The sequence below is a fragment of the Streptomyces sp. NPDC052114 genome (genome assembly GCF_040680155.1).
Taxonomy (GTDB): Bacteria; Actinomycetota; Actinomycetes; order Streptomycetales; family Streptomycetaceae; genus Streptomyces.
Map to the genome: position 1 here is coordinate 137,713 of NZ_JBFAWC010000003.1, position 24,931 is coordinate 162,643.

At 71.3% G+C, this 24,931-nt stretch carries 21 protein-coding genes and 1 pseudogene; 5 read left to right on the forward strand and 17 right to left on the reverse strand.

Annotated elements, in window-relative coordinates; translation table 11 throughout:
• Positions 1–170: 170 nt before the first annotated feature.
• From AB0L89_RS07545 to AB0L89_RS07560, 4 genes are all read right to left on the reverse strand, one after another.
• Entirely contained in the window at positions 171–2,639 is a 2,469-nt protein-coding gene (locus tag AB0L89_RS07545; protein WP_365135913.1) for a [protein-PII] uridylyltransferase, read from the reverse strand.
• A gap of 53 nt (positions 2,640–2,692) precedes the next feature.
• Positions 2,693–3,031: a P-II family nitrogen regulator gene (locus tag AB0L89_RS07550; RefSeq protein WP_055698112.1), complete on the reverse strand. Its 339-nt coding sequence runs from the start codon at positions 3,029–3,031 to the stop codon at positions 2,693–2,695.
• Positions 3,028–4,407 carry an ammonium transporter gene (locus AB0L89_RS07555; RefSeq protein WP_365135916.1) on the reverse strand — a complete coding sequence of 460 codons (1,380 nt, stop codon included), beginning with the start codon at positions 4,405–4,407 and terminating at the stop codon, positions 3,028–3,030. Before AB0L89_RS07555 ends, AB0L89_RS07550 begins: the two co-directional genes overlap by 4 nt.
• Positions 4,408–4,742: 335 nt before the next feature.
• Positions 4,743–6,215, reverse strand: coding sequence for a hypothetical protein (locus tag AB0L89_RS07560; RefSeq protein ID WP_365135919.1), 1,473 nt, complete (start codon positions 6,213–6,215; stop codon positions 4,743–4,745).
• Between the two features lie 422 nt (positions 6,216–6,637).
• On the opposite strand from AB0L89_RS07560, the gene AB0L89_RS07565 reads away from it, so the two are divergent.
• Positions 6,638–7,300 (forward strand): bifunctional DNA primase/polymerase, encoded by a 663-nt coding sequence (locus AB0L89_RS07565; protein ID WP_365135922.1) that lies wholly within the window; start codon positions 6,638–6,640, stop codon positions 7,298–7,300.
• Between the two features lie 116 nt (positions 7,301–7,416).
• Here AB0L89_RS07565 and ftsY read toward each other — a convergent pair whose 3' ends face one another.
• Positions 7,417–8,655 carry a signal recognition particle-docking protein FtsY gene (gene ftsY / locus AB0L89_RS07570; protein WP_365135925.1) on the reverse strand — a complete coding sequence of 413 codons (1,239 nt, stop codon included), beginning with the start codon at positions 8,653–8,655 and terminating at the stop codon, positions 7,417–7,419.
• A 199-nt stretch (positions 8,656–8,854) separates the two neighbouring features.
• Here ftsY and AB0L89_RS07575 point away from each other — a divergent pair, with 199 nt between their 5' ends.
• On the forward strand, positions 8,855–10,312 hold the full coding sequence (locus AB0L89_RS07575) for a cytosine permease (protein ID WP_365135928.1): 1,458 nt from the start codon (positions 8,855–8,857) through the stop codon (positions 10,310–10,312).
• Between the two features lie 117 nt (positions 10,313–10,429).
• The gene (locus tag AB0L89_RS07580) at positions 10,430–11,413 is read left to right on the forward strand and encodes an LLM class flavin-dependent oxidoreductase (protein WP_365135931.1); all 984 of its coding nucleotides are present in this window, start codon (positions 10,430–10,432) and stop codon (positions 11,411–11,413) included.
• Between the two features lie 53 nt (positions 11,414–11,466).
• Here the strand turns inward: AB0L89_RS07580 and AB0L89_RS07585 are convergent, their stop codons facing one another.
• The 4 genes from AB0L89_RS07585 to AB0L89_RS07600 all read right to left on the reverse strand — a co-directional run bounded on the left by AB0L89_RS07585 (position 11,467) and on the right by AB0L89_RS07600 (position 17,816).
• Positions 11,467–12,891: a sugar porter family MFS transporter gene (locus tag AB0L89_RS07585; RefSeq protein WP_365135934.1), complete on the reverse strand. Its 1,425-nt coding sequence runs from the start codon at positions 12,889–12,891 to the stop codon at positions 11,467–11,469.
• Positions 12,892–13,118: 227 nt separating this feature from the next.
• The gene (gene smc, locus AB0L89_RS07590) at positions 13,119–16,670 is read right to left on the reverse strand and encodes a chromosome segregation protein SMC (RefSeq protein WP_365135937.1); all 3,552 of its coding nucleotides are present in this window, start codon (positions 16,668–16,670) and stop codon (positions 13,119–13,121) included.
• Between the two features lie 257 nt (positions 16,671–16,927).
• The gene (locus AB0L89_RS07595) at positions 16,928–17,131 is read right to left on the reverse strand and encodes a hypothetical protein (RefSeq protein ID WP_016640148.1); all 204 of its coding nucleotides are present in this window, start codon (positions 17,129–17,131) and stop codon (positions 16,928–16,930) included.
• Between the two features lie 403 nt (positions 17,132–17,534).
• On the reverse strand, positions 17,535–17,816 hold the full coding sequence (locus tag AB0L89_RS07600) for an acylphosphatase (protein ID WP_365135940.1): 282 nt from the start codon (positions 17,814–17,816) through the stop codon (positions 17,535–17,537).
• Between the two features lie 129 nt (positions 17,817–17,945).
• On the opposite strand from AB0L89_RS07600, the gene AB0L89_RS07605 reads away from it, so the two are divergent.
• Positions 17,946–18,827 (forward strand): CAP domain-containing protein, encoded by an 882-nt coding sequence (locus tag AB0L89_RS07605; protein ID WP_365135943.1) that lies wholly within the window; start codon positions 17,946–17,948, stop codon positions 18,825–18,827.
• Between the two features lie 10 nt (positions 18,828–18,837).
• On the opposite strand, the gene AB0L89_RS07610 is transcribed toward AB0L89_RS07605, so the two are convergent.
• Positions 18,838–19,428 (reverse strand): flavodoxin family protein, encoded by a 591-nt coding sequence (locus tag AB0L89_RS07610; RefSeq protein ID WP_365135946.1) that lies wholly within the window; start codon positions 19,426–19,428, stop codon positions 18,838–18,840.
• 125 nt (positions 19,429–19,553) lie between these two features.
• On the opposite strand from AB0L89_RS07610, the gene AB0L89_RS07615 reads away from it, so the two are divergent.
• Positions 19,554–19,955: a helix-turn-helix domain-containing protein gene (locus tag AB0L89_RS07615; RefSeq protein ID WP_365135949.1), complete on the forward strand. Its 402-nt coding sequence runs from the start codon at positions 19,554–19,556 to the stop codon at positions 19,953–19,955.
• On the opposite strand, the gene mutM is transcribed toward AB0L89_RS07615, so the two are convergent.
• The 7 genes and pseudogenes from mutM to rsmD form a co-directional block, all read right to left on the reverse strand.
• Positions 19,928–20,788 (reverse strand): bifunctional DNA-formamidopyrimidine glycosylase/DNA-(apurinic or apyrimidinic site) lyase, encoded by an 861-nt coding sequence (gene mutM / locus AB0L89_RS07620; protein WP_365135952.1) that lies wholly within the window; start codon positions 20,786–20,788, stop codon positions 19,928–19,930. The two genes, AB0L89_RS07615 and mutM, sit on opposite strands and share 28 nt — an antisense overlap.
• A 65-nt stretch (positions 20,789–20,853) precedes the next feature.
• Positions 20,854–21,672, reverse strand: a complete 819-nt coding sequence (gene rnc / locus AB0L89_RS07625; protein ID WP_365135955.1) for a ribonuclease III — start codon at positions 21,670–21,672, stop codon at positions 20,854–20,856.
• 7 nt (positions 21,673–21,679) lie between these two features.
• Positions 21,680–21,853 (reverse strand): 50S ribosomal protein L32, encoded by a 174-nt coding sequence (rpmF, locus tag AB0L89_RS07630; RefSeq protein WP_026165248.1) that lies wholly within the window; start codon positions 21,851–21,853, stop codon positions 21,680–21,682.
• 2 nt (positions 21,854–21,855) lie between these two features.
• The gene (locus tag AB0L89_RS07635; protein WP_365135958.1) at positions 21,856–22,542 is read right to left on the reverse strand and encodes a YceD family protein; all 687 of its coding nucleotides are present in this window, start codon (positions 22,540–22,542) and stop codon (positions 21,856–21,858) included.
• Positions 22,543–22,673: 131 nt separating this feature from the next.
• The gene (locus AB0L89_RS07640; RefSeq protein ID WP_365135961.1) at positions 22,674–23,729 is read right to left on the reverse strand and encodes a cell division initiation protein; all 1,056 of its coding nucleotides are present in this window, start codon (positions 23,727–23,729) and stop codon (positions 22,674–22,676) included.
• Between the two features lie 99 nt (positions 23,730–23,828).
• Positions 23,829–24,308, reverse strand: coding sequence for a pantetheine-phosphate adenylyltransferase (coaD, locus tag AB0L89_RS07645; RefSeq protein WP_223779214.1), 480 nt, complete (start codon positions 24,306–24,308; stop codon positions 23,829–23,831).
• 26 nt (positions 24,309–24,334) lie between these two features.
• Positions 24,335–24,931, reverse strand: a pseudogene (gene rsmD, locus AB0L89_RS07650) (16S rRNA (guanine(966)-N(2))-methyltransferase RsmD); the annotation flags it as partial.

Consider the following 24,931-nt stretch of genomic DNA (forward strand, 5'->3'; position numbering starts at 1 on the left):
CGAACGGAGCACCGAGCCAGCCATAGCGCCTTTGGACTTGAGGCGCGGCGCAGGGATGGCGAGTACGCACATACCCCCGCGGCCCCGCCCCACAGACGGACATAGCGCGCACCGGCAGACGCCGACGCAGCCCCGCCCCAAGACGGACAGCAGGCGCCCCGCCAGAAGCGTCAAGCCCTCAACGCCCCCTCCACCCCCCGAGCCACCCCCGCCGCCGCCTCGCCCGAGAGGAGTTCGCCCGTCGGGTCCGTCACGTAGAACGCGTCCACCGCGTTGGAGCCCAGCGTCGAGACGTGGGCGCTGCGGACCGTCACGCCCGCCGCCTCCAGCGCCCGTCCGATCCGGTGCAGAAGCCCCGGCGCGTCCTGGGCCCGTACCTCGATCACCGTCGCGCGCCGCGAACCCGCCGGGGCGACCGTCACCCGCGCGGGCGGCGCCACCGTCCCCCGCCGGCGGGGGTACGCCGCGTCCCGCTCCACCAGCCGCGCCGCGATGTCGAGCGACCCGTCCAGCGCCCGCACCAGATCGGCCCGCAACCGCGCGGCCTGCGGCAGCGACCCGTACTCCGCGGCGACCCGCCAGTTCAGGAGCAGCACCGGCCCGTCGAGGTCCTCGACACCGGACTGCAGCGTCACGGCCCGCAGCTCCGCCGTCCGCACCGTCAGCCGGTGCATCGCGAGGACTCCCGCCACCGCGGACAGCACCCCGTCCCGCTCCGGCACGGCCACCAGGAGCTCCGCGCCCAGCGGCTCCTCCGACGGCTCCGCGGCGCCCGCCCCGAGCGCCACCACCGGACCGCCCGTCCGCATCGCCTCGACCGCGAGCCGCTCCTGCTCCGCCGTCGGCGCCGCGCCCTCCGGCTCCGGGGGCTCGTCCCCGGACAGCAGCGCGGCCACCCGCTTCACCAGGTCGGCGACGAGCGCCCCGCGCCAGGCCGACCAGGCCGCGGGCCCGGTGGCCAGCGCGTCCGCCTCGGTCAGCGCGTGCAGCAGCTCCAGCGTCCCGACGGACCCGACCTTCTCGGCGACCCCCCACACCGTCGCGGGGTCGTCGAGGTCGCGCCGGGTCGCGGTCTCCACGAGCAGCAGATGGTGCCGGACGAGACAGGCGAGGACGGCCACGTCGGCCGGGTCGAAGCCGACGCGCGCGGCGACGTCCCGGGCGATGATCTCCCCGGCGGCGGAGTGGTCCCCGGGCCACCCCTTGCCGATGTCGTGGAGCAGCGCGGCCACGAGGAGCAGGTCGGGCCGTCCCACCCTGCGGGTGAGCGCGGCGGCCCGCACCGCCGTCTCCACGAGGTGGCGGTCGACCGTCCACGTGTGGACGGCGTTGCGCTGGGGCCGGCACCGCACCCGCTCCCAGTCCGGCAGCATCCGCGTGATCAGCCCCTCCGCCTCCAGTGCCTCCCACACCTCGACGGTCGGGCGCCCCGCGCCGAGCAGGGTCACCAGCTGCTCCCGCGCCTCGGCGGGCCACGGTGTCGGCAGCGGCCGCGCCGTGGCGGCGAGGCGCCGCACGGCGTGCAGGGACAGCGGCAGCCCCGCCTGCGCGGCGGCCGCGGCGGCCCGCAGCGGCAGGACGGGGTCCCGTTCGGGCCGGGCGGCCCGCGCGAGCACGGCCTCCCCGTCCTGCTCGACCACGCCCTCGGCCAGCGGCGACCGCTCGGCCGCGGCGGCCCCGCGCCCACCGCCGCCCCGGCCACCGCCGAGCAGGGACCGCAGCCGCGGCCGCGCGGCCCGCGCCCGCAGCACGCGCCCGACCTCGCGCCAGGTGACGTCGCTGGCGTAGGAGACGACGCGGGCGGCCTCGTACACCTGGCGGAGCAGGGTGTCGGCGTCCAGGAGGTCCAGGGCGGCGGCGACCTGGTCCTGTTCCTGGAGGGCGAGCCGGTCGGTGGCGCGCCCGGTGGTCAGGTGCAGGGCGTCGCGCACGTCGAGCAGTCGGCGCCGGGCGTCGGCGAGGCCCTCGCGGGGGGCGTCCGCGAGCCAGGAGGCGGCGACGGCCCGCAGCGCCGTCGCGTCCCGCAGCCCGCCCCTGGCCTCCTTCAGGTCGGGCTCCAGGAGGTGGCCCAGCTCACCGTGGCGCACGGCCCGTTCCTCGCACAGCTCGCGCAGCTCGGGCAGCCGCTTCGGCGCCTGGTTGCGCCAGTCGGCGAGCACGACGGTGCGCAGCGCCGTGGTCATCCCCAGGTCCCCGGCGACGTGCCGCGCGTCGAGGAGCCCGAGGTGCACCTTGAGGTCCTCGCCCGCGGTCCTGCGGGCCTCGGCGGGCGTACGGACGGAGTGGTCGAGGGCGAGTCCGAGGTCCCAGACGGGGTACCAGAGGCGGTCGGCGAGGGCGGCCACCTCCGCGGCGTCGGCGCTCCCGTCGTGCAGGAGCAGCAGGTCGAGGTCGCTGCGCGGCGACAGCTCGCCGCGTCCGTACCCGCCGACGGCGACCAAGGCGACGCCCCGGGGCGCGCCGTCGGCGCCGCCGCCCGCCCGCAGGAGCCCCGCCAGCCAGTCGTCCGTCAGCTCCGCGAGCGCGGAACGGCGCGGCGGCCCGGACCGCGACTCCTCCTGGAGAAGTCGCAGTCGGGCCGCCGCGTAACCGCTGGGTCCGGAGTCTTCCGATTCAGTACGTACGTCCACACTCGTCACCCAGCAGCTCCTGTCCTGTACCGCTCAGTTGCCCGTGTCCGGTCCCGTCCGCGTCACAGCGCGTCGGGCCCGCGCTCGCCGGTCCGCACCCGGACGGCCGTGTCGACCGGGACGCTCCAGACCTTGCCGTCCCCGATCTTGCCGGTGCGCGCGGCCTTCACCACGACTTCGAGGAGCTGTTCGGCGTCGTCGTCCTCGACCAGCACCTCGATGCGGATCTTGGGCACGAGGTCGACGGTGTACTCGGCGCCGCGATAGACCTCGGTGTGCCCGCGCTGGCGTCCGTATCCGCTGGCCTCGGTGACGGTCAGCCCCTGGACGCCGAAGGCCTGCAGCGCTTCCTTGATCTCGTCGAGCCGGTGCGGCTTGACGACCGCGGTGATGAGCTTCATGCGTCCACCTTCTTGTTCTTCTGAGCCTGAGCCGAGCCCTGACCGCCGCCCGCCGCCGTCGCCACCGGGGAGGGCACCGCCGCCGTCCGCGGTGCCGTACCGCCGCCGGCGCCGCTGAAGTCGTACGCGGTCTCGGCGTGTTCGACCTGGTCGATGCCCGCGACCTCGTCGTCCTCGGGGACCCGCATCCCGATCGTCTTGTCGATGAGGAGGGCGAGGACCGCGGAGGCGATCAGTGAGTACGCGAGGACGGCGCCGACGCCCGCGAGCTGCTTCCAGAGCTGGTCGAGGCCGCCGCCGTAGAAGAGGCCCTTCGCCTCCGACTGGCCGCCGCCGGTGGCGAAGAAGCCGACGAGGACCGATCCGGCGATGCCGCCGACCAGGTGGACGCCGACGACGTCGAGGGAGTCGTCGTACCCGAACCGGAACTTCAGGCCGACCGCCATGGCGCACAGCAGACCGGCGATGGCACCGATGGCGATGGCGCCGAGCGGCGAGCAGGAGCCGCCGGACGGGGTGATGGCGACGAGGCCGGCGACCGCGCCCGACGCGGCGCCCAGCGTGGTGAACGCGCCGTGGCGGATCTTCTCGTAGAGGAGCCAGGCGAGCATGGCCGCGGCGGTGGCGACCTGGGTGTTGACGAACATGAGCGCGCCGACGCCGTCGTCGTTGCCCAGCCACGATCCGGCGTTGAAGCCGAACCAGCCGAACCACAGCAGGGCCGCGCCGAGCATCACGAGCGGCAGGGAGTGCGGCCGCATCGGGTCCTTCTTGAAGCCGACGCGCTTGCCGATGACGAGGATCACGCCGAGCGCCGCCGCACCGGCGTTGATGTGCACGGCCGTGCCGCCCGCGAAGTCGATGACGCCGAGCTCGAAGGCCCAGCCGCCGGTGCCCCACACCCAGTGCGCGACGGGGAAGTACACGATCGTGGCCCACAGCGCGATGAACAGCGCCCAGGCGGTGAACTTCACGCGGTCCGCGAGAGCGCCGCTGATCAGCGCGGGGGTGATGATCGCGAACATCAGCTGGAAGACGGCGAAGACGTAGACGGGGATGGTGTAGCCGTCCCAGAGCTGGTTGATCCCGAGGCCGCTGAGCCCGACGTAGTCGCCCTCCCACCCGAAGAGGCTGCCGTGGTCGGTGCCGAACGCGACGGAGAAGCCGTACAGCACCCACAGGATGGTGACGATCCCCAGGCTGATGAAGCTCATCATCAGCATGTTCAGGGTGCTCTTGACGCGGACCATGCCTCCGTAGAAGAAGGCGAGTCCCGGCGTCATGAGCATCACCAGGGCGGAACAGATGAGCATGAACCCGGTGTTGGCGGCAGACAGCTCGGGGGCGTCTGCGGCGATCGTGATGCCTGGGGGCATCGGCGTCTCCTCGTCGTCGTATGCGGCCCGTGCGGGCGAAGCCTGTGCGGTGCCGAGGGGCCCTTGCTCCTGGGGAGCGGGGCGGTGGGCCGGTTATGCGCCAGAGACTGGCGCAGTGCGGTTTCGGCGGGGGCCCCTCGGTGTTTCGCCGCAGTGACGAAGAGGTCGTGCGTGTTACGCGGCCATGAACTGCCGGGTCGCGCGGGGTGGATTCTCCCGCCCCGCGCGGGGCATGCGAACCGGCCGCGGCGGCCATCCGACTGACCTGGCGTGGGGGAGCCGAGTCGGGCTGTTCGGGATGGTCCTGCCGCGGCCGGAGCCGGTCGTGCCGGTCGTCAGACCGCCTCCGCGGTTTCCGGCATCTCGATGGCGAGCCGTTCGGTGATCCGCAGGACCTCGGTGACGTCCCCGAAGTCCCGCACGGCGGTGTCGACGGTCTTGCGCAGTCGGGTGTTGACCCGCTCGGAGCGGACCTTCTTGGCGATGTCGAGCGCCTGCCCGGCGAGCACCGTGCTCTGCTCGGGCTCGCGCTGGAGCAGGTGGACGGTGGCCTTGCCGATCAGATTCAGCGCGTACGAACGCTGGTGCTCGACGTCCTTCTCGAAGAGCTCGACGGCGCGGTCCATGACGGGCTCGGCGAGCGAGGCGTACGTGGGGCTGCGGCCCGCCACGTAGGCCAGGTCGCGGAACGAGTGGGCGTTCTCTCCGTTGAGCTCGGCCTCGGAGAAGAAGCGGATCCAGTCCGGCTCGGGCTCGTTGAAGTCCTCCGCGTCGGCGAAGGTGTCCTCGGCCATCCGCACGGCCCGCTTGCACTTGCCGGGCTGGCCCATGCTGGCGTACGCGCGGGCCTCCATCGCATACAGCATCGCCTGGGTGCGCGGGCTCGCGCAGTCCCGGCTGCCGTACTGCGCGAGGTGGATCAGTTCGAGGGCGTCGTCGGGCCGGCCGAGGTGGATCATCTGGCGGCTCATGCTGGAGAGGATGTACGACCCCAGCGGCTTCTCGCCCGCTTCCTTGGCGGCGTGCAGGGCGAGGACGAAGTACTTCTGGGCGGTGGGCTGGAGGCCCACGTCGTAGCTCATCCAGCCGGCCAGTTCGGCCAGCTCGCCCGCGACCTTGAACAGGCGCCTGGAGGTGGCCTCGGGCTGGGGCTCCTGCAACAGGTCCGTCACCTCGTGCAGTTGTCCGACGACGGCCTTGCGCCGGAGGCCTCCCCCGCACTGGGCGTCCCACTGGCGGAACATCACCGTGGTGGACTCCAGCAGGTCCAGCTCGGGCTTGGACAGGCGCGCCGGGCGGCGCGAGGCGGCGGGCTCGGGCTCCTCGGGCGGCGCGGCCGGCGAGGGCACCAGCCAGCGCTGCATGGGCTCGATGAGGGCGGGGCCCGCGGAGAGCGCGAGCGAGGTGCCGAGGAAGCCGCGGCGGGCGAGCATCAGGTCGCTGCGCGAGAACTCACTGATGAGCGCGACCGTCTGCGGTCCGGTCCAGGGCAGGTCGACGCCGGAGGAGGCGGGCGTGCGGTGGGCGGCGCGCAGGCCGAGGTCCTCGACGGCGACGACGCAGCCGAACCGCTCGGAGAACAGCTCGGACAGGATGCGGGGAATCGGCTCGCGCGGATTCTCGCCGTCCAGCCAGCGCCGCACCCGCGAGGTGTCCGTGGAGATGTGGTGGGCGCCCAACTGCCGCGCCCTGCGGTTCACTTGGCGCGCCAGCTCGCCCTTGGACCAACCGCTGCGCACGAACCACGACGTGAGCATCTCATTGGGGCGCTTCTCAGCGTTCACACCGCCTCCGCCATTGCCGCCCACTGGAACGCCCCCATCCCTCAAGACATTTGTGTGTCGTCCACGCCAAGCCCTAACAGAATGCCGCGTCTTGCGGCTGTCCGTCCGGAGAACGTCACCCATCGAACAGGAAGCCGACTTGCCTCCGGCATACCCGCGGGTGCTCGATCTCCCCGGGCTGTGCACTGAAAGTAATCCTACGATCACCCCTCCGGCGAGGGCGATCCCGGAAACGCCACCATTCGCCACCCCTTCGAATGAACTCCCGGGCCGCCACAAGCGATTCACTTGACATAGGACGAACGAAAGTGGGCGGAGCGGAGTGCGCCGGGGCGTATGTCACCGGGCGCACCACCCGTGAACTCACCGGGCGCCGTCGCGAAAGCAGAGGGTCACGATCCGATTCCGTCACGTAACCGCGTCACGCTCGACCCGTTGGAGGGGGCATGGGCTTCACGATCGGCGGCACCCGGGGGACCGAAAAGCCCCGGACCGGATCACGGCGGCGCGGCCGCACATCCGACTGCACCACGGTGGCGGAGTACACCGGCCTGTGGGGCTGGGCCGCGGTGCCCGGCGCCCGCGCCCTGGACGGCGTCTGCTCGTGCGGCGCCGCCGGCTGCGCCGCTCCGGGCGCCCATCCGCTGGACTTCGCCCCGGAGGTGCCGGCCGGGGCCACGCTCGACGACGTGGCGGAGGCCTGGGCCCAGTTCCCCGGCGCCGCCGTACTGCTGCCGGTGGGGCGCGCCTTCGACGTGATCGAGGTGGCGGAGACGGCGGGGCGGCGTGCCCTGGTCCGGCTGGAGCGGATGGGTCTTCCCCTGGGGCCCGTGGCGGTCACGCCGGACGGCCGGGCGCAGTTCTTCGTCGCCCCGGGCGCCGCGACGGAACTGCCCCAGCTGCTCTACCGCATGGGCTGGGACGACGCCGCCCTCGACCTGCACGGCCTGGGCGCGGGCGACCACATCACGGCGCCGCCCTCCGACCGCGGCGGCCTCGGCCCGGTCCGCTGGCTCCGCGCCCCCGCGCTCGACTCGGCGTCGAACCCGCCGCAGGCACGGCTGCTGCTGGGCACGCTGGCGTACGTGGCGCACCGGTCCCCCGCGTAGCTCCCGGGCGGCCCGCACACCGCCGCCCGCATGCCGAAGGGCCCCCTCGCATCTGCACCGTGCGAGGGGGCCCTTCTTCGCGCACGGCCGCCCCCACGGGCGGCCGTCGCGGGGAGTCAGTCCCCGATGAGCGCGTCCACGAACGCCTCCCGCTCGAACGGCGCCAGGTCGTCCGCGCCCTCGCCGAGGCCCACCAGCTTGACCGGCACGCCCAGCTCGCGCTGCACGGCGACGACGATGCCGCCCTTGGCGGTGCCGTCGAGCTTGGTCAGGACGATGCCCGTGATGTCGACGACCTCGGCGAAGACCCGTGCCTGCACGAGGCCGTTCTGCCCGGTGGTGGCGTCGAGGACCAGGAGGACCTCGTCCAGCGGGGCGTGCTTCTCGACGACGCGCTTGACCTTGCCGAGCTCGTCCATCAGGCCCGTCTTGGTGTGCAGCCGGCCCGCGGTGTCGATGAGGACGACGTCCGCGCCGTCCGCGATGCCCTCCTTGACCGCGTCGAAGGCGATCGACGCCGGGTCGCCGCCCTCGGGGCCGCGGACCGTGCGGGCGCCGACGCGCTCGCCCCAGGTCTGCAGCTGGTCGGCGGCGGCGGCGCGGAAGGTGTCGGCGGCGCCGAGGACGACCGAGCGGCCGTCGGCGACGAGGACGCGCGCGAGCTTGCCGGTGGTGGTGGTCTTGCCCGTGCCGTTGACGCCGACGACCATCACGATGCCCGGGGTCTCCAGGCCGGACTCGGTCTTCACGGCCCGGTCGAAGTCCGTGCCCTCACCCGTGCCGAGGAGCGTGAGGAGCTCCTCGCGCAGCAGGGCGCGCAGCTCGTCCGGGGTGCGGGTGCCGAGCACGCGCACGCGCTCGCGCAGCCGCTCCACGAGCTCCTGGGTGGGCGCGACGCCGACGTCCGCGGTGAGGAGGGTGTCCTCGATCTCCTCCCAGGTGTCCTCGTCGAGGTGCTCGCGGGACAGCAGCGTGAGCAGTCCCTTGCCGAGCGCGTTCTGCGAGCGGGAGAGGCGGGCGCGCAGCCGGACCAGGCGTCCGGCCGTGGGCTCGGGGGTCTCGATCTCCGGCGCGGCCGGCTCTGCCGCGGCCGGCTCCTCCTCGACGACGACCGGGGCCGTCACCGAGGGTTCCGCGACCGGGAGTTCCACCTCCTCGATCGTGCGGCGCGGTTCGTCGCGCGGCGTCTCGGCCTCCTCGCCGACCTTCGGCTCGGCGGGAGGTGCGGTGATGGTGGGCGTACCGGACGGGGCCTGCGGGGGCAGCTGCTTCTTCTTGCGGCTGCCGATCACGAGCCCGCCGAGCGCGCCGATCACGACCACGGCGATGACTACAGCAAGGATGACGATTTCCATAACCCACCCAGTATCGGCCATGGCCCCGGAAGAGGCCCAGATTGTGGTTTCCTCCAAAGAACATATGCGCCAGGAGGGAACTACTCGGACTAAAGTACGATGGAGCTCGCCGCATCAACGCGCGTAGAGTCCATCGCGATCAACCCCCACCGACGGATCGCGACGTTGCGAGCCGAGCGAGAGGCACGGACCCACCCCCATGAGCACCACCGCCGAATCCGAAGGCGCCCTCGAAACGCGCGGCCTTGAGCCCGTCCCGGACAGCGAGCGCACCGGCAGGACCCGTGAACTGTTCCCCACCTGGGTCGCGGCCAACATCAGCGTCCTGCTGCTCACCATGGGCGCGGGCCTGGTCGTCTCCAACCGCCTGAACATCTGGCAGGTCCTGGTCGTCGCGCTCGTCTCGCCCCTGCTGAGCTACGGCATGGTCGGCCTCATCTCCATCGCCGGCAAGCGCGGCGGCTCCCCCGGCATGACGCTCTCGCGCGCGGTCTTCGGCCAGCGCGGCAACCTCTTCCCCGGCGCGCTCATCTGGGTCGCCCGCTGGGGCTGGGAGACGATCAACGCGGTCACCGGCGCGTACGCGATCATCACGGTCCTGAACATCTGCTTCGGCGTCGAGTCGAGCACCTGGCTGACCGTCGTCACGCTGGTCGCCTTCGTCGCGTGCACCTTCCTGATCAGCGGTCTCGGCCGCAAGATCCTGCACATCTGCAGCACCTGGTCCACGTACGCCTTCGGCGCGTTCAGCGTGCTCGTGCTGGTCTACCTCCTCGCCGAGACCGACTGGTCGGCCGTCTTCGACAAGCCCGCGGGCTCCACCGCGATGATGGTCGCGGGCGTCGGCACGATCGCCGCGGGCGGCATCAGCTGGGTTCCCACCGGCCCCGACTTCACCCGCTACCTCCCGCGCAACGCCTCGAACAAGCCGCTCATCGGCCACGCCATCGGCGGCGCCGGCATCGTGGTCGTCCCGATGGTCCTGATGGGCGCCGTCATGGCGGTCTCGGACCCGAAGCTCTCCTCGGCGCAGGACCCGGTCTCCTTCCTCGGCGAGCTGCTCCCGATGTGGATCGCGGTGCCGTACCTGCTGATGGCCCTCATCGGCATGCTGCTGATCAACTCGATGTCGATGTACTCCGCGGGCTTCACCGCCATGACGCTCGGCATCAAGGTCCCGCGCGCGTGGGCGGTCAGCGTGAACGCGATCATCAGCCTGATCTTCGGCTACATCCTGATGAACGTGGCGACGAGCTTCATGGGTTCGTTCATCTCCTTCCTCACCCTGCTCGCGGTCGCGTTCTCCGCGTGGATCGGCGTCTTCGGCATCGACATGCTGCGCCGCAGGACGTACGACGGCGAGGCGCTGATGGACACCAAGCGCACCAGCGCCTACTGGTACAAGGCGGGCTTCGCCTGGCAGGCCATGACGGCCTGGGCGGTCGCCCTGGTGGCGGGCCTGCTGTTCACCAAGGTCGACTGGTTCAGCGGCCCGCTCGCCACGTCCTGGATCGGCCGCCACGGCCTGGGCTGGCTGATGACGATCGTCATCGCGGCCGTGCTGTACGCGGTCCTGCCGAAGGCCCCGCTCGTCGAGAAGGACGCGGTGTCCACGGACGGCAAAGGCGAGGGAGAGGCCGAGCTGATCTCCGCCTGATCCACGCCAAGTTCGGCAGGGAGCACTCCGACTTCCGTACGAGGCTATTCATCTGACACGACGTCAACTAACGTCCCCCTTCGCCGCCGCCCACGCACGGTGAAGGGGGACGTTCCCATGCCCGCCACAGTCGTACGGTTCAATCTCGTCGATCCCGCGGCGACACCCGCCTCGCTGAGCGAGCGCTACCGAGCCGCCCTGGAGATGGCCGCGTACGCGGACGACCGCGGCATCGCCACCATCCAGACGGAGGAGCACCACGGCGCGGAGAACAGCTGGATCTCCTCGCCCTTCACGTTCGCCGGCGCCGTCTTCGGCGCGAGCAGGCGCATCGCGGTGACGGTGTCCGCGATCATCGGCCCGCTGCACGACCCGCTGCGCCTCGCCGAGGACATCGCCGTGCTCGACCTGCTGAGCGGCGGCCGACTGGTCACGGTGGCCGGCATCGGGTACCGGCCCGAGGAGTACGAGCAGTCGGGCGTCGACTGGAAGCTGCGCGGAAAGCTCCAGGACGAGCTCCTCGAAACGCTGCTCGCGGCCTGGACGGGCGAGCCCTTCGCCTTCCGCGGGCGCACGGTGCGCATCACCCCGCGCCCCTTCACCCAGCCCCATCCGCTGCTGCTGGTCGGCGGCTCCTCGAAGGCGGCGGCGCGGCGCGCGGCCCGCCTCGGCCTGCCGTTCTTCCCCAGCGCGCACCTGCCGGAGCTGGAGGCGTACTACACCGAACAGCTCGCGGCGCACGGCAAGGAGGGCTGGACGATGATGCCCGCCGCCGAGACCCCGCTGCTGCACGTCGCCGACGACCCGGACCGCACGTGGGCCGAGCACGGCGAGCACTTCCTTCACGAGGCCCGTACGTACGCCTCCTGGCAGTCCAAGGACATCCGCTCGGCGGTGAGGTCGGGGGCCACGACGGTCGACGAGCTGCGCGCCGAGGGCGTCTACCGCGTCCTGACGCCGGAGGAGTGCGTGACGTACGCCAAGGGGGACGTGAGCAGTCTCGTGCTGCATCCGCTGGTCGGCGGGATGCCCGTCGACGAGGGCTGGCGCAGCCTGCACCACTTCTGCGAAAACGTACTGCCCCGGCTCAAGGACAAGTGAGCACGAGTCCTTCAGCCGGGGCAGCTTCCTGATGAGGAGGGGGCAGCGGGGTTTTAGCCCATCTCCTCCAGGGCCTTGCCCTTCGTCTCCTTGACGAACTTCATGACGAAGGGGATCGAGAGCGCCGCGAAGGCGCCGTAGATGATGTACGAGCCGGTCAGGGACCACTCGGACATGCTCGGGAAGGTCTTGGTGATCGCGAAGTTGGCGAGCCACTGCGCGGCCGCGGCCACACCGAGGGCGGCGGCGCGGATCCGGTTCGGGAAGATCTCGCCGAGCAGCACCCAGACCACGACGCCCCAGGAGAGGGCGAAGAAGAGCACGAAGGCGTTGGCGGCGATGATCGCGGTCAGACCCTGCGCGTTCGGCAGCGAGACGGTGTCACCGGAGCCGGTGCGGTACGAGAACGCCCACGCCATGGTGAACAGGGCGGCCGCCATGCCCGCGGAGCCGATGATCGCCAGCGGCTTGCGGCCGATCCGGTCGACGAAGATCATCGCGATGACCGTACCGACGATGTTCACGATCGACGTCTCGAACGAGTACAGGAACGAGCTGGACGGGTCCTTGCCGATCGACTGCCACAGCTGGTTCGAGTAGTAGAAGATCACGTTGATGCCGACGAGCTGCTGGAAGACCGAGAGCCCGATGCCGATCCAGACGATCGGCAGGAAGCCGACCTTGCCCAGCAGGTCCTTGAACGACGGCTTGTGCTCGCTGCGCATGCCGCCCTCGATCTCGGCGACGCGCGCGTCCAGGTCGATGGCGGTCCCCTCGACCTCGCCGAGCACCTTCTTGGCCTCGACGTCGCGGCCGACCGAGATCAGGAAGCGCGGGGACTCCGGGATGATGAAGGACAGCAGGCCGTAGAGGACGGCCGGGATGACCATCACGCCGAGCATCCACTGCCAGGCCTCCAGGCCCATCAGCTTGCCGCGCTGGTCGCCGTCCGCCATGTTCAGGATCCCCCAGTTGACCAGCTGGGAGACGGCGATGCCGATGACGATGGCGGCCTGCTGGAAGGAGGCGAGCCTGCCTCGGTAGGCGGGCGGCGCGACCTCGGCGATGTATGCCGGGCCGATCACCGAGGCCATGCCGATGCCGATGCCGCCGATGAGGCGCCACACCGTCAGGTCCCAGGCCGCGAAGGGCAGGGCCGAGCCGACGGCGCTGGCCGCGAAGAGGACGGCGGCGATCTGCATGCAGCGGATGCGGCCGATGCGGTCGGCGATGCGGCCGGCCACGGCGGCGCCGACCGCGCAGCCGAGCAGCGCGGTGGCGATGATCCAGCCGAGCATGTTGGCGTCGACGTCGAAGCGGTGCTGGATGGCGACGGTCGCGCCGTTGATCACCGAACTGTCGTAGCCGAAGAGGAAGCCACCCATCGCGGCGGCCGCCGTAATGAAGATGACATGGCCGAGATGGTCCGGCTGGGCCTCTCTGGCTCCGGACTGTGGCGCCTGCGATGTGCTGGTCACGTGTACTCCTCGGGCCACCGGCAGCGTTGCCGGGGGTGGGGGCGAGCTCTTCAAGTGGCGCACAACTTCACGCCGCCCACCACCTGAAGGTAAAAGCAACGTTGCAGAGACTATGCCTTCAAGTTTCGAAGTCAATAGGGGGACTGCTGTGAGTTTGCGGGCAGCCTGAGGCTACGTACGTTCAAGACTTGAAGAGTTGAAGTCAGATGAACCAGAGGCTCCGGAAGCTAGCGCAGCCGCTGGCTGATCACCTTCGAGACGCCGTCGCCCTGCATCGAGACGCCGTACAGCGCGTCCGCGACCTCCATCGTGCGCTTCTGGTGCGTGATCACGATGAGCTGCGAGGCCTCCTGGAGCTCCTGCATGATGCGGATGAGCCGCTGGAGGTTCGTGTCGTCCAGCGCCGCCTCGACCTCGTCCATCACGTAGAACGGGCTGGGCCGCGCCTTGAAGATCGAGACGAGCAGCGCCACGGCCGTCAGCGACCGCTCGCCGCCCGAGAGCAGCGAAAGACGCTTGACCTTCTTGCCCGGCGGCCGTGCCTCGACGTCCACGCCGGTGGCCAGCATGTTGTCGGGGTCGGTCAGGACGAGCCGCCCCTCGCCGCCGGGGAAGAGCCGCGAGAAGACCCCCTCGAACTCCCGGGCCGTGTCGTGGTACGCCTCGGTGAAGACCTGCTCGACGCGCTCGTCGACCTCCTTCACCACCTGCAGCAGGTCGGCCCGCGTCTTCTTCAGGTCCTCCAGCTGCTCGCTCAGGAACTTGTGGCGTTCCTCCAGCGCCGCGAACTCCTCAAGAGCCAGCGGATTCACTTTTCCGAGCTGCTGGTACGCCCGTTCGGCTGACTTGAGCCGCTTCTCCTGCTCGGCGCGGACGAACGCCACCGGCCTGTTGCGGGGGTGCTCGGGGTCCTCGGGCAGCTCCTCGCCCTCGGCGGGGAGCGAGGGCGGCACGGGCTGGTCGGGGCCGTAGTCGGCCACGAGTCCCGCCGGTTCCACACCGAGCTCCTCCAGCGCCTTGGCCTCCAGCTGCTCGATCCGCAGCCGCTTCTCGGCACCGAGTACCTCGCCGCGGTGAACCGAATCCGTCAGCTTGTCGAGCTCCGACTTCAGGTCGCGGCCCCGGGTGCGCGCGGCGGACAGGTCCCCCTCCCGTGCCTCCTTGGCCCGCTCGGCGGCGGTGCGCTCCTCGTCGGCGCGGACGAGCGAGATCTCGACGTGGGCGAGCAGCTGACGCCCGCCGGACGCGACGGCCTCGGCGACCGCCGCCTCGTGGCGAAGGCGCGCCTTGCGCTGCTCGGCACGCGCGCGGGCCTCGCGCTCGGCACGGGCGGCCCGGTCCAGCGAGTCGGCGCGGCCCGCGAGCCCCTTCACGCGCTCCTCGTGCGTACGCGCCTGGAGCCGGGCCTCCATCTCGGTCTGCCGGGCGTTGGCCCCGTCGGCGGCGAGCCGGTCGCGCACGGAGGTGTCGGGCTCCTCCTCGGCCGGCGTCTCCTCCGCGACGGCGAGCCGCTCGGCCAGTTCCTCGGCCTCCGCGACGGCCCGGTCCAGCGCGTCCTGCGCCTTGGCGGCGGCGGTGGCGGACCGTTCCGCCTCGCCCGTGGCGCCGCGCGCCTGCCCGGCGAGCCGCCCCAACTCCTTGGCGACGGAGGACTTCTCGCGGTCGGCGGCCCTGCGCCGCTCCCCCAACTCCTCGACGAGAGCCGCGCTCTGCCCGCGCCGGTGGGCCGCGCTCTCCTGCGCCTCGGCCAACTCCGCGCACTGGGCGGCCAGTCGCTCCAGCTCGGCGGCGGCCTCGTCGACGGACGCCTGTACTTCGAGGAGGCTCGGCGCACCGGCGGACCCGCCCTGCGCGAAGTGCGCCCCGAGCAGGTCGCCCTCGGCGGTGACGGCGGTCAGCTCCGGGCGGGCGTGGACGAGGTCCTCGGCGTCCTCCAGCGACCCCACGGCGACGCAGCCGCGCAGCAGCCGCCGCACGGCGGGCATCAGCTCGTCGGGGCCCCGCACCAGGTCGGCGACGTGCGGCGGCCCGTCGGAACGTTCCGCCCGGCCGTCCTCGGGCGCGCCGCCGAGCAGCAGCGCCGCGCGTCCCGCGTCCTGCTTGCGCAGCAGCCGGATGGCCTCGGCGGCCGTGCCGGGGCCGTTGACGGCGATGGCGTCGGCGCCCGCGCCGAGCGCGGCGGCGACCTGGACCTCGTAGCCGGGGGCGACGGTGAGCAGCGCGGCGGCCGGGCCGAGGAGTCCGCTGAGCTGGTCCTTGGCGGCGAGCAGCGCCCCGGTGCCGTCCTTGCGGCGCAGGCCGAGCGCGAGCGCCTCGCGCCGGGCGGAGACGGCGGCCCGCTCGCGTTCGGCGGCGGTCGCCGCCTCCCGGGCCGCGGTGAGCGCGGCCTCCGCCTCGGCGAGGTCCCGCTTGGCCGCGTCGTGCCGCTCGCCGAGCTCTACGTCGTCCGCGTCGAGGCCGTCGACCTCGGCCTTGAGCTGCTCGTACTCCTCCTGCGCCGTCACCGCGCGCTCGGCGGCCTCGTCGCGGGCGAGCGCGAGCCGGTCGATCTCGGCCTGGGCGGAGCCGGCGCGCGACCGGGCCGCGTTGACCTGTCCGCCGAGGCGCGCGAGCCCCTCGCGGCGGTCGGCGATGGCCCGCGCCACGTCCTTGAGCCGCCGCTCCTCGACGGCCAACTGCCGCTCCAGGTCGGCCCGGTGGGCGACCGTGTCCTCCAGCGCGTGCTCGGCGGCCTCCAGCGCGGCCTCCAGTTCGGCCTCCTGCTCGCGGATCCGGGCGGCCTCGCGCTCCATGTCCTCGGGGTCGCGCCCGCGCCGCTCCTCGGGGGGCGCGGCGGTGGCGCTCTTGACCCGGGCGTCGGCCAGGGAGACGGTGCCGCGCACCCGCTCGGCGAGCTGCGACAGCTCGTACCAGGTCTGCTGGGCCCGCTGGAGGCGCGGGGTGAGGCGCCGCACCTCTTCCTCCAGGCGCGCCTCCCGCTGCTGGGCGGCCCGCAGTTCGGCCTCGGCGCTCTCCTTGCGCTCCTTGAGCGCGGCCTCGTCGGCGACCTCCGCGTTCAGCGCCTCGCGCAGCCGGACGAGATCGTCGGCGAGCAGCCGCAGGCGGGCGTCGCGCAGGTCGGCCTGGATGACGGCGGCCCGGCGTGCCACGGCGGCCTGCCGGCCCAGCGGCTTGAGCTGGCGGCGCAGTTCGTCGGTCAGGTCCTGGACGCGCGCGAGGTTGGCCTGCATCGCGTCCAGCTTGCGCAGCGCCTTCTCCTTGCGCTTGCGGTGCTTGAGGACGCCCGCGGCCTCCTCGATGAACGCGCGCCGCCCCATGGGGTCGGCGTGCAGCACCCCGTCGAGCTGTCCCTGTCCGACGATGACGTGCATCTCGCGGCCGATGCCGGAGTCGGAGAGGAGTTCCTGGATGTCCAGGAGACGGCAGGTGTCGCCGTTGATCTGGTATTCGCTGCCGCCATTGCGGAACATGATGCGCGTGATGGTGACTTCGGCGTACTCGATGGGCAGGGCGCCGTCGGAGTTGTCGATGGTGAGGGACACCTCGGCGCGGCCGAGCGGGGGCCGCCCGGTGGTCCCGGCGAAGATGACGTCCTCCATCTTGCCGCCGCGCAGCGACTTGGCGCCCTGTTCGCCCATGACCCAGCTGAGCGCGTCCACGACATTGGACTTGCCGGAACCATTCGGTCCGACGACGCAGGTGATGCCCGGCTCGAACTTCAGCGTCGTGGCGGACGCGAAGGACTTGAAACCGCGCAGGGTCAGGGCCTTGAGATGCACGCCGTCGGACTCTACCTTTCACTGACCGTTTCACCCGTGAAGATGCAGGGCACATCAGACGGTAAAGACAGCAGCGTACGCAGGAAAAAAGAAAGAAGGGACGCCGAAGCGTCCCTTGCAGATCTGATGTCAAGCGGCTGACACGGACAGCCCGACCACTTGTTTACGAGACGAGATACTGCGAGTTGCTTCGAGCACTCGTTGCCGACAGGGAGCCTTTGCGGGAAGGTCCTGGTCCGTACTCGATCACATAGGGGTCAGGTGAGCGCAGGCTCCGCCTGGGGTACGTCGATGCTCTCCAGGAGCGAGTCGTGAGAAGCGGCAGCCGCAAGCGCGTCGTTCTCGGCCTGGATCCGAACGAGCTCGGATTCGAGGTCCTGGACGCGCTGCTGGAGCCGTCGCATCTCGGCGAGGAGTCGCGGGTCGCTGCCGCCGACGTAACCGAGAAGCGCCTTTGCCATGATGGATGGTCCTCCACACTGAGTGACCGACCGAAGCGGTGTGGGTCGTGAGGGAATCGCACCCGCGGTGCTTGGCACTCTTTGTATCGCTGGGTCTTGCTGGCCGTTCTCACATGCCAAACAGCTAAGGTGCGCGGGGCTTCCAGAGTCTCACCAAAAAGTTTGACGGTCAACACGATCACACCCCGCATTGGCGGGCGACCCGGGGGCGCGCGGCCGGCGAACGGGCGGCGCTGCTTCTCCTGCGGGGCCCTGGGGGCGTGGAGATCATCCTTACCTGCGGAGCCTGCCACGGCAAGCGGTTCTTGGCAACCACCAGGTCTTTTCTGCCTCAGGCAGTTGCCGTGGACACTCTCCACCGGACGCGGCGCCACCCCTTCCGCCGCGTCCGACCGGGTCGCGCTCAGCGAATGGCGAAGGTCTCGTATATGCCGCGCGGTGTGTCCCAGATCTCGGTGACGCCGTCGACGCGTCCGGGTGTGTCGCCCGTCTGAAGCCATTCGAGCAGTTGCTGACAGCCGGCCCGGGGTCCCTCGGCGACGACCTGGACCCGGCCGTCGTCCAGATTGAGAGCAAAACCACTCAGGCCGCCGATCTCGAGAGCCTTGGCCCGCGTGAACCAGCGGAAACCCACAGCCTGCACGCGTCCGCGCACCCAGGCGGTGAGTCGTACGTCTTCGTTCATGGCTGCACGCTAACCGGCCAATTGCTCTCTGAGCACTTCGCCCCCATGCGCCATCGCGTACAGTCGCGAATCGATGAGCCTCACTCATATGGGTGAGTCACGTTGATCATAAGGACGAAAGGCCAGGAGATGGGACGCCACCGACGCTCCGGCGCTGGACAGGCCGCCGCCACCCCTGAGGTCCCCCGAGGAACGGCGTCGCACCGCCGCAAGGGCCGGGCCTCCGCCCCGGTGCGCACGGGTCTGCTCGGCGTCTCCGCCGCCGTCGCGATGGGTGCCGTCGCGGTCGCCTCGGGCCTGGTGCCCGGCGCCGACAACTACCGTCTCGGCGGGAGCGACCCCGGCCAGGTCCGCTCGGCGGGTTCGCCGACCGACCTGGACACCCAGGGCGGCACGAAGGGCGGCGCCCAGGACCGCGCCGAGCCCTCGCCGAGCCGGGGCACCGGCCGCACCGAGGCGCCCGCGCCCGCCCCCTCCAAGGCCGACCCGAAGCCTTCGAGGACGCCGTCCGAGAAGCCGACCCCGCAGGCGCCGAAGCCGAAGGCCGACGAGAAGAAGTCGACGCCGAGCCCTTCGCGTACGGCCGAGGAGAAGCCGAAGGCTCCCCCGGCCGCCGCGCCGTCGCCCTCCGACGAGAGCGCGGCCGAGGCCGCGGTGCTCACCCTGGTCAACCAGGAGCGGGCCAAGGCGGGCTGTCGGCCGGTGCGGGCCGACGACCGGCTCGCCGCGCTGGCCGGGCGGTTCAGCGCCGACATGGCCGCGCGCGACTTCTTCGACCACACCGACCCGGACGGCGCGACGCCGTGGGACCGCGCCGAGAAGGCCGGCATCACGAACCTGGGCGGCGAGAACATCGCCCGCGGCCAGGCCGACGCCCAGTCGGTGATGGACGCCTGGATGAACAGCGAGGGCCACCGCGCCAACATCCTGAACTGCGACTACAAGACGCTGGGCGTCGGCGCGCACTTCGCGGCGGGCGGCCCCTGGTGGACGCAGGACTTCGGTTTCTGAGCCGTACGGCTCAGGCCGCGACCGCCGCACGTCCCGCCGCGAAGACGCGGGCCGTCTCCGTGACGCGGCGCCCCAGGTGTTCGGCGGTGGCTAGGTCCGCCTTGTGGACGGCCTCCGGACCCTCGTCGGAGTTGGACTGAGCGGCGGCGCCGGAGAAGAAGCCGAGGCGGTTGAGGTCGTTCTCCGAACCCGTGCTGGAGTTCCAGCCGGGGAGCAGGCCGAGGTTGACCCAGTGCATCGCGTGCTGCGCCGCGAGGGTCTGGAAGAACTGCAGGGTGTGCAGCTTGTCGCCGCTCTTGGAACCGGAGTTGGTGAATCCGGCGGCAAGCTTGTCGTGCCAGGTCCTGCCGAACCAGCGCTTGGAGGTGGCCTCCGCGAAGACGTGGAAGGCGCCGGAGGCGGTGCCCATGTAGGTGGGCGAGCCGAAGACGATCGCGTCGGCGGCGTCCAGCAGCTCCCACTGGGCCTCGGTGATCTCGTCGACCTTGATCAGGTGCACGGTGGCGCCGGCCTCGGCGGCACCGGCACGGACGGCCTCGGCGACGACGGCGGTGTGGCCGTAGCCGGAGTGGTAGGCGATCGCGACAACGGGACTGGTCATGACGGGGGTACTCCTCGTTCGGCAGATGCGTGCGGCGTCCCTCGGTGAGCGACGACAGAAGGAAAGCACTAACTTTTGGTTAGCGCAACCTCTGAGTTAGCGCTGCGCGGGAGTATGGTGGTGGTATGGATCGCCTCGCCCCCGCCGACGACTTCGCCGACCTGGCGTACGACGTGTTCTCCAAGCGATGTCCGTCGCGGAGCACGCTGGAGCACGTCACCGGACGCTGGGGGGCGCTCACCCTCGGCGCGCTGCACGAGGGCACGTTCCGCTTCAACGAACTGCGCCGTCGCGTCGACGGCGTGAGCGAGAAGATGCTGTCCCAGACGCTGCACGCGCTGGAGCGCGACGGCCTGGTGCACCGCGACGCACAGCCGACCAACCCGCCGCGGGTGGACTACCGCCTCACCCCGCTCGGGCACGAGATCGCCGAGCGCCTGCTGACGCTGATCCGCTTCGTGGAGGCCCGGCAGGACGACGTGCAGAAGGCGCAGGAGCGCTACGACGAGGCGCGCGGCACCCTCTGACAGCGCGGGCAGAAATAGCTGGACCGGTTCATCCAGGGGCGCCGGCGGATCGGGGTGCCGCAGCGGTGGCACGGCTCGCCCTCGCGGCCGTACGCGTCCAACGACCGGTCGAAATAGCCTGATTCGCCGTTCACATTGACGTAGAGGCTGTCGAAACTGGTGCCGCCGACGGCGAGCGCCGCGTTCATCACGTCCCGCACGTGACCCAGGAGTTCGGCCGTGCGCGGGCGCGTGAAGGTGCCGGTGGCGCGCTCGTAGTGCAGCTTCGAGCGCCACAGCGCCTCGTCCGCGTAGATGTTGCCGACCCCGCTGATCAGCGACTGGTCCAGCAGCGCCCGCTTGATCGTCGTACGCCGGGCGCGCAGCGCGGTGTGGAAGGCCTCGTCGTCGAAGGCCTCGTCGAGCGGGTCGCGCGCGATGTGCGCGATGACGTCGGGCAGCCCGTCGGCGGTGAGGTCGTGGAGCGAGAGCCCGCCGAAGGTGCGCTGGTCGACGAAGCGCAGCTCGGTGCCCTGCTCGTCCGCGAAACGCACCCGGATCCTCAGGTGCCGCTCGTCCGGCGCGTCCTGGGGCTGCACAAGGAGCTGCCCGCTCATGCCGAGGTGGGCGAGGACGGACTGCGCGGAGTCGGCGAGCGGCAGCCACAGGTACTTGCCGCGGCGCTGGGCGAGCCCGATCCGGTGCCCCGTGAGCCGCGCCCCGAAGTCCGCGCCGCCCGCGATGTGCCGTCGCACGGCACGCGGGTGCAGCACCTGCACGTCGGCGACGACGCGCCCGCTGACCCAGCGCTCAAGACCGCGCCGGACGACTTCCACTTCGGGCAACTCGGGCATGGTTCCTCCAGCACGATGCCGGCCGCCCCCGAAGGGGCGACCGGCAACAAAAGGATGGGCGGCCGTCAGGCCGAGGGAGTGTCGGCGCTTCCCTCGGACTGCGCGGCAGCGGCGGCCTCGGCCGCCTTCTTGCGCTCGTCCGCGGCGGCGCGAATCGCACGCCACGCGGACTCAGCGGCCTGCTGCTCCGCTTCCTTCTTGCTGCGGCCGGTGCCGGTGCCGTACGAGACGCCTCCGACGCGGGCGGCAGCAGTAAAGGTCTTCTCGTGGTCGGGACCGCTCTCCGTGACGAGGTACTCGGGCACGCCGAGGCTCTCCGTCGCGGTGAGCTCCTGGAGACTGGTCTTCCAGTCCAGGCCCGCACCCAGGTTCGAGGACTTCTCGATCAGCGGGTCGAAGAGCCGGTGCACCAGCTCACCCGCCGCGTCCAGACCCTGGTCCAGATAGACCGCGCCGATCACCGCTTCGAGGGTGTCGGCGAGGATGGATGCCTTGTCCCGGCCTCCCGTGCCCTCTTCACCGCGGCCGAGCCGGATGAAGGAGCCCAGTTCGAGGCCACGGCTGACCTCCGCCAGCGCACGCGAATTGACCACCGCGGCCCGCAGCTTGGCCAGCTGGCCTTCGGGCAGATCGGGGTGGGTGCGGTACAGCGTGTCCGTGACGACGAGGCCGAGCACGGAGTCCCCGAGGAACTCCAGGCGCTCGTTCGTCGGCAGGCCGCCGTTCTCGTACGCGTACGAACGGTGGGTCAGCGCACGCACCAGAAGGGCGGACTCGAGCTTGTACCCGAGCCGCCCTTCCAGAAGCGTGTGGGACGAGGCCGTTGTCTCCGCCAGTTTCTTGGCGTCTTCCGCCTTCTTGGGGCTAGACACGGTGCCTCTCACCAGCCGCTCAGACCTCGAGGACCTGGCGCTTGTTGTAGGTGCCGCAGCTCGGGCACGCGATGTGCTGCTGCTTGGGCTCCTGGCAACGCTCACACGAAACCAGGGTGGGGACCGCAGCCTTCCACTGCGACCGGCGGTGGCGCGTGTTGCTGCGCGACATCTTCCGCTTCGGAACAGCCACGGCTACTTCTCCTGCTTCTCGGCGGCGCGTGCTGATCGAGGCGCTTCGCCGCTCATCTCGTCCTTCTCGCCGTCCTGGATGGAATCAGCGAGTCCCTGCAGTGCCGCCCAACGGATGTCGACGGCGTCATGGTGGTGGTCCGGGTCGTCCGCGAGCCGCACTCCGCACTGGGAGCACAGGCCCGGACAGTCGTCCTGGCACACCGGCTGCATCGGCAGTGCGAGCACCACCGCATCACGCAGCACAGGCTCGAGGTCGAACATGCCGTCCTCGAGAAAGAGCCTGTCCTCGTCTTCCTCGGCGTCGTCGGCCGGTTCCGCGGTGCGGCCCCGGTCGTCGGCGTCAGGGTACGAGTACATCTCCTGGAAGTCCGCGTCGAGCTCCAGCTCGAGCGGCTCCAGACACCTTACGCACTCCCCCTCGGCCGACGCACGGGCGGTGCCTGTGACAAGCACCCCTTCCATGACCGACTCGAGACGGATCTCCAGCTCGACCGGGGCGCCCTGCGGCACTCCGATGACCCCTTCGATGCCGAAGGTGCCCGGCGACGCGGGCGCCTCGATCTCGCGGGTCAGCCGCTGCATGGCACCGGGACGCCGACCCAGCTCGTGTGTGTCGAACACGAGGGGGTTGCGGTGGTCGAGGCGCGCGCTCAGGGCTTTTCCTGCTTTCGAATCCTGGAAGTCCATAGGAGGGGCCGCCGCACTGATGCCGCAAGAATGAGGCTTGGGTGGGCAGCCGAAGTCGCGGACGTATGCGCGACCGAAGAGCCAGGATACTGGACCTTTCGCTCTCGGCCCAATCCGGTCCCGAAGCCCCTCTAGCGACCTTGCTCGTACTGGCGCAGCTGCTCGGCGCTGATCATGGTCGTGTCGAAGAGGCTGGTCTCCTCCAGCGCCGCCGGCTGCTCGTACCGGGGCTGCTCGTAGCCGTGCTGCCCGTGCTGCTCATGGCCCTGCTGCGGGTAGGCCGCGTACTGGTCCTGCTGCGGGTACGCGGCGTACGGGTCGGGCTGCGCGTAGCCCTGCTGGTACGCGTACTGGTCCTGCTGCGGGTACCCGTACGGGTCGGGCTGCTGCTGCGGCGGCGGAGCGTAGGGCTGCTGGGCCGGGATCGGCGGGGCCTGGACCGGCTCCTGCGGGACGCTCTCCGGAGCCGCCACGGGGCCCGCGAGGTCCGCCAGGTACTCCGCGTCGGTGGTGTGGCCCTGGGGGCCGCCGCCCTCGCCGAGCGTGCCGAGCTCGTCGGCGGGGGCCCGGCCGTGCAGGGTCTGGCGGCCGCGGCCGACGGCCTCCAGGGTCTTGGCGAGGACCGCCTCGAAGGCGCCGAGCTTGGCGTCGACGTACGCGTCGGCGTTGCGGCGCAGCGTCTCGGGGTCGTGGCTGCGCTCGGGGGCGTCCTCGTCCTCGTAGCCCTGTTCGTCGACGCCGGGGCCGGTGCCGAGGAGCTTCTCGCGGCCGCGGCCGACGGAGCCGAGGGTCTTGGTGAGGACGACCTCGAAGTTGGCGAGCTTGCTGTCCACGTAGTCGTCGGCCTCGACGCGGACCTCGTCGGCGGCCTGGCGGGCCTCGGCGAGGATGCGCTCGGCCTCGCCCTGGGAGCGGCGGGCGACCTCCGTGTCGGAGATCAGGGAGCCGCGCTCGGCGTGCGCGGTCTCGATGATCCGCTCCGCCTCCTGCCGGGCCTGCTGGACCATCTGCTCGCGGCCGCCGATCAGCTCCTGGGCCTGGGCGAGCGAGCCCGGCAGGGCCTGGCGCACCTCTTCGAGCATCGAGAGCAGGTCGGCGCGGTTGACCACGCACGAGGCCGACATGGGCATGGACCGGGCGCTGCCGATCGCGTCGACGATCTCGTCGAGCTTCTTCTGCACGTCCACCGTGTGCTCGCCACTCTCTACAGCTGGTTGGGAGACGGACGGGACGACTGTAAGGCCAGTGGCCGCCCGCCCGACACCGGGTGACGAACTGTCAGGGGGTCACTTCTTGCCCAGACGTTCGACGAGGGCCTCGTGGACGACCGGCGGCAGCAGGTGCGCGACGTCGCCGCCCCAGGCCGCGACCTCCTTGACCAGCGAGGAGGAGAGGAAGCTGTAGGTGGGGTTGGTCGGGACGAAGAGGGTCTCGACGCCCGAGAGGCCGTTGTTCATCTGGGCCATCTGGAGTTCGTAGTCGAAGTCGCTCACCGCGCGCAGGCCCTTGACGATGGCCGGAATGTCGCGCTGCTTGCAGAAGTCGACGAGGAGGCCGTGGAAGGACTCGACCTCGACGTTGCCGAAGTCGGCGGTGACCTGGCGGATCAGCTCGATCCGCTCCTCGATCTCGAACAGGCCCTTCTTCGACTGATTGATCATCACCGCGACGTGCACCACGTCGTACAGCTTGGAGGCGCGGGCGATGATGTCGAGGTGTCCATTGGTGATGGGGTCGAACGACCCCGGACAGACGGCGCGGCGCAACGTGAGTCCCTCGCTCTCCGGTCCGGTCATGGCGCGATCACTGAGTCGTCGCACGCAGAGGCGGCGCGACCGTACCAAAACGTCCCTTCGCCGTAGCGACGGGACCTGAGGGACTCAAAACCCTCCGGCCAGCCGAATTCTCCGCCTCTTGTACTGCGTTCAACGGTGACGAGCGCGTCGTCCGTGAGCCAGCCTTCCGAGCGGAGTGTGAGGAGGATCTCTCGAAGATCGTCATCTCCGACGGCGTACGGGGGGTCGAGGAAGACCAGGTCGTACGGGGCGGCCGGGGAGCCCGCCTGGACGATCTGGGCGGCTTTGCCCGCTCTGACCTCCGCGCCGGGCAGGCCGACCGCCTTCACGTTCTCCCGGATGGTGCGGGCCGCCCTGGCGTCGGCCTCGACCAGCAGGGTGTGCCCTGCGCCGCGGGACAGCGCCTCCAGGCCGACGGCGCCGGACCCCGCGTACAGATCGAGCACGCGCGCCCCGTCGAGCGTGCCCTGGAGGGCCTGCCAGGTGGAGAACAGTCCCTCGCGCGCGCGGTCGGACGTGGGGCGGGTGCCGTTCCCCGGGGGAACGGCGAGGCGGCGTCCGCCGGCCGTGCCGGCGATCACGCGGGTCATCTG

Coding starts and splice junctions, on each gene's coding strand:
- mutM (WP_365135952.1), bottom strand. CDS start 20,788: ATGCCCGAGTTGCCCGAAGTGGAAGTCGTCCGGCGCGGTCTTGAGCGC.
- AB0L89_RS07615 (WP_365135949.1), top strand. CDS start 19,554: ATGGATCGCCTCGCCCCCGCCGACGACTTCGCCGACCTGGCGTACGAC.
- AB0L89_RS07580 (WP_365135931.1), top strand. CDS start 10,430: ATGCCCGCCACAGTCGTACGGTTCAATCTCGTCGATCCCGCGGCGACA.
- AB0L89_RS07550 (WP_055698112.1), bottom strand. CDS start 3,031: ATGAAGCTCATCACCGCGGTCGTCAAGCCGCACCGGCTCGACGAGATC.
- ftsY (WP_365135925.1), bottom strand. CDS start 8,655: ATGGAAATCGTCATCCTTGCTGTAGTCATCGCCGTGGTCGTGATCGGC.
- AB0L89_RS07555 (WP_365135916.1), bottom strand. CDS start 4,407: ATGCCCCCAGGCATCACGATCGCCGCAGACGCCCCCGAGCTGTCTGCC.
- AB0L89_RS07635 (WP_365135958.1), bottom strand. CDS start 22,542: ATGGACTTCCAGGATTCGAAAGCAGGAAAAGCCCTGAGCGCGCGCCTC.
- AB0L89_RS07565 (WP_365135922.1), top strand. CDS start 6,638: ATGGGCTTCACGATCGGCGGCACCCGGGGGACCGAAAAGCCCCGGACC.
- AB0L89_RS07610 (WP_365135946.1), bottom strand. CDS start 19,428: ATGACCAGTCCCGTTGTCGCGATCGCCTACCACTCCGGCTACGGCCAC.
- AB0L89_RS07605 (WP_365135943.1), top strand. CDS start 17,946: ATGGGACGCCACCGACGCTCCGGCGCTGGACAGGCCGCCGCCACCCCT.
- AB0L89_RS07595 (WP_016640148.1), bottom strand. CDS start 17,131: ATGGCAAAGGCGCTTCTCGGTTACGTCGGCGGCAGCGACCCGCGACTC.
- AB0L89_RS07600 (WP_365135940.1), bottom strand. CDS start 17,816: ATGAACGAAGACGTACGACTCACCGCCTGGGTGCGCGGACGCGTGCAG.
- AB0L89_RS07575 (WP_365135928.1), top strand. CDS start 8,855: ATGAGCACCACCGCCGAATCCGAAGGCGCCCTCGAAACGCGCGGCCTT.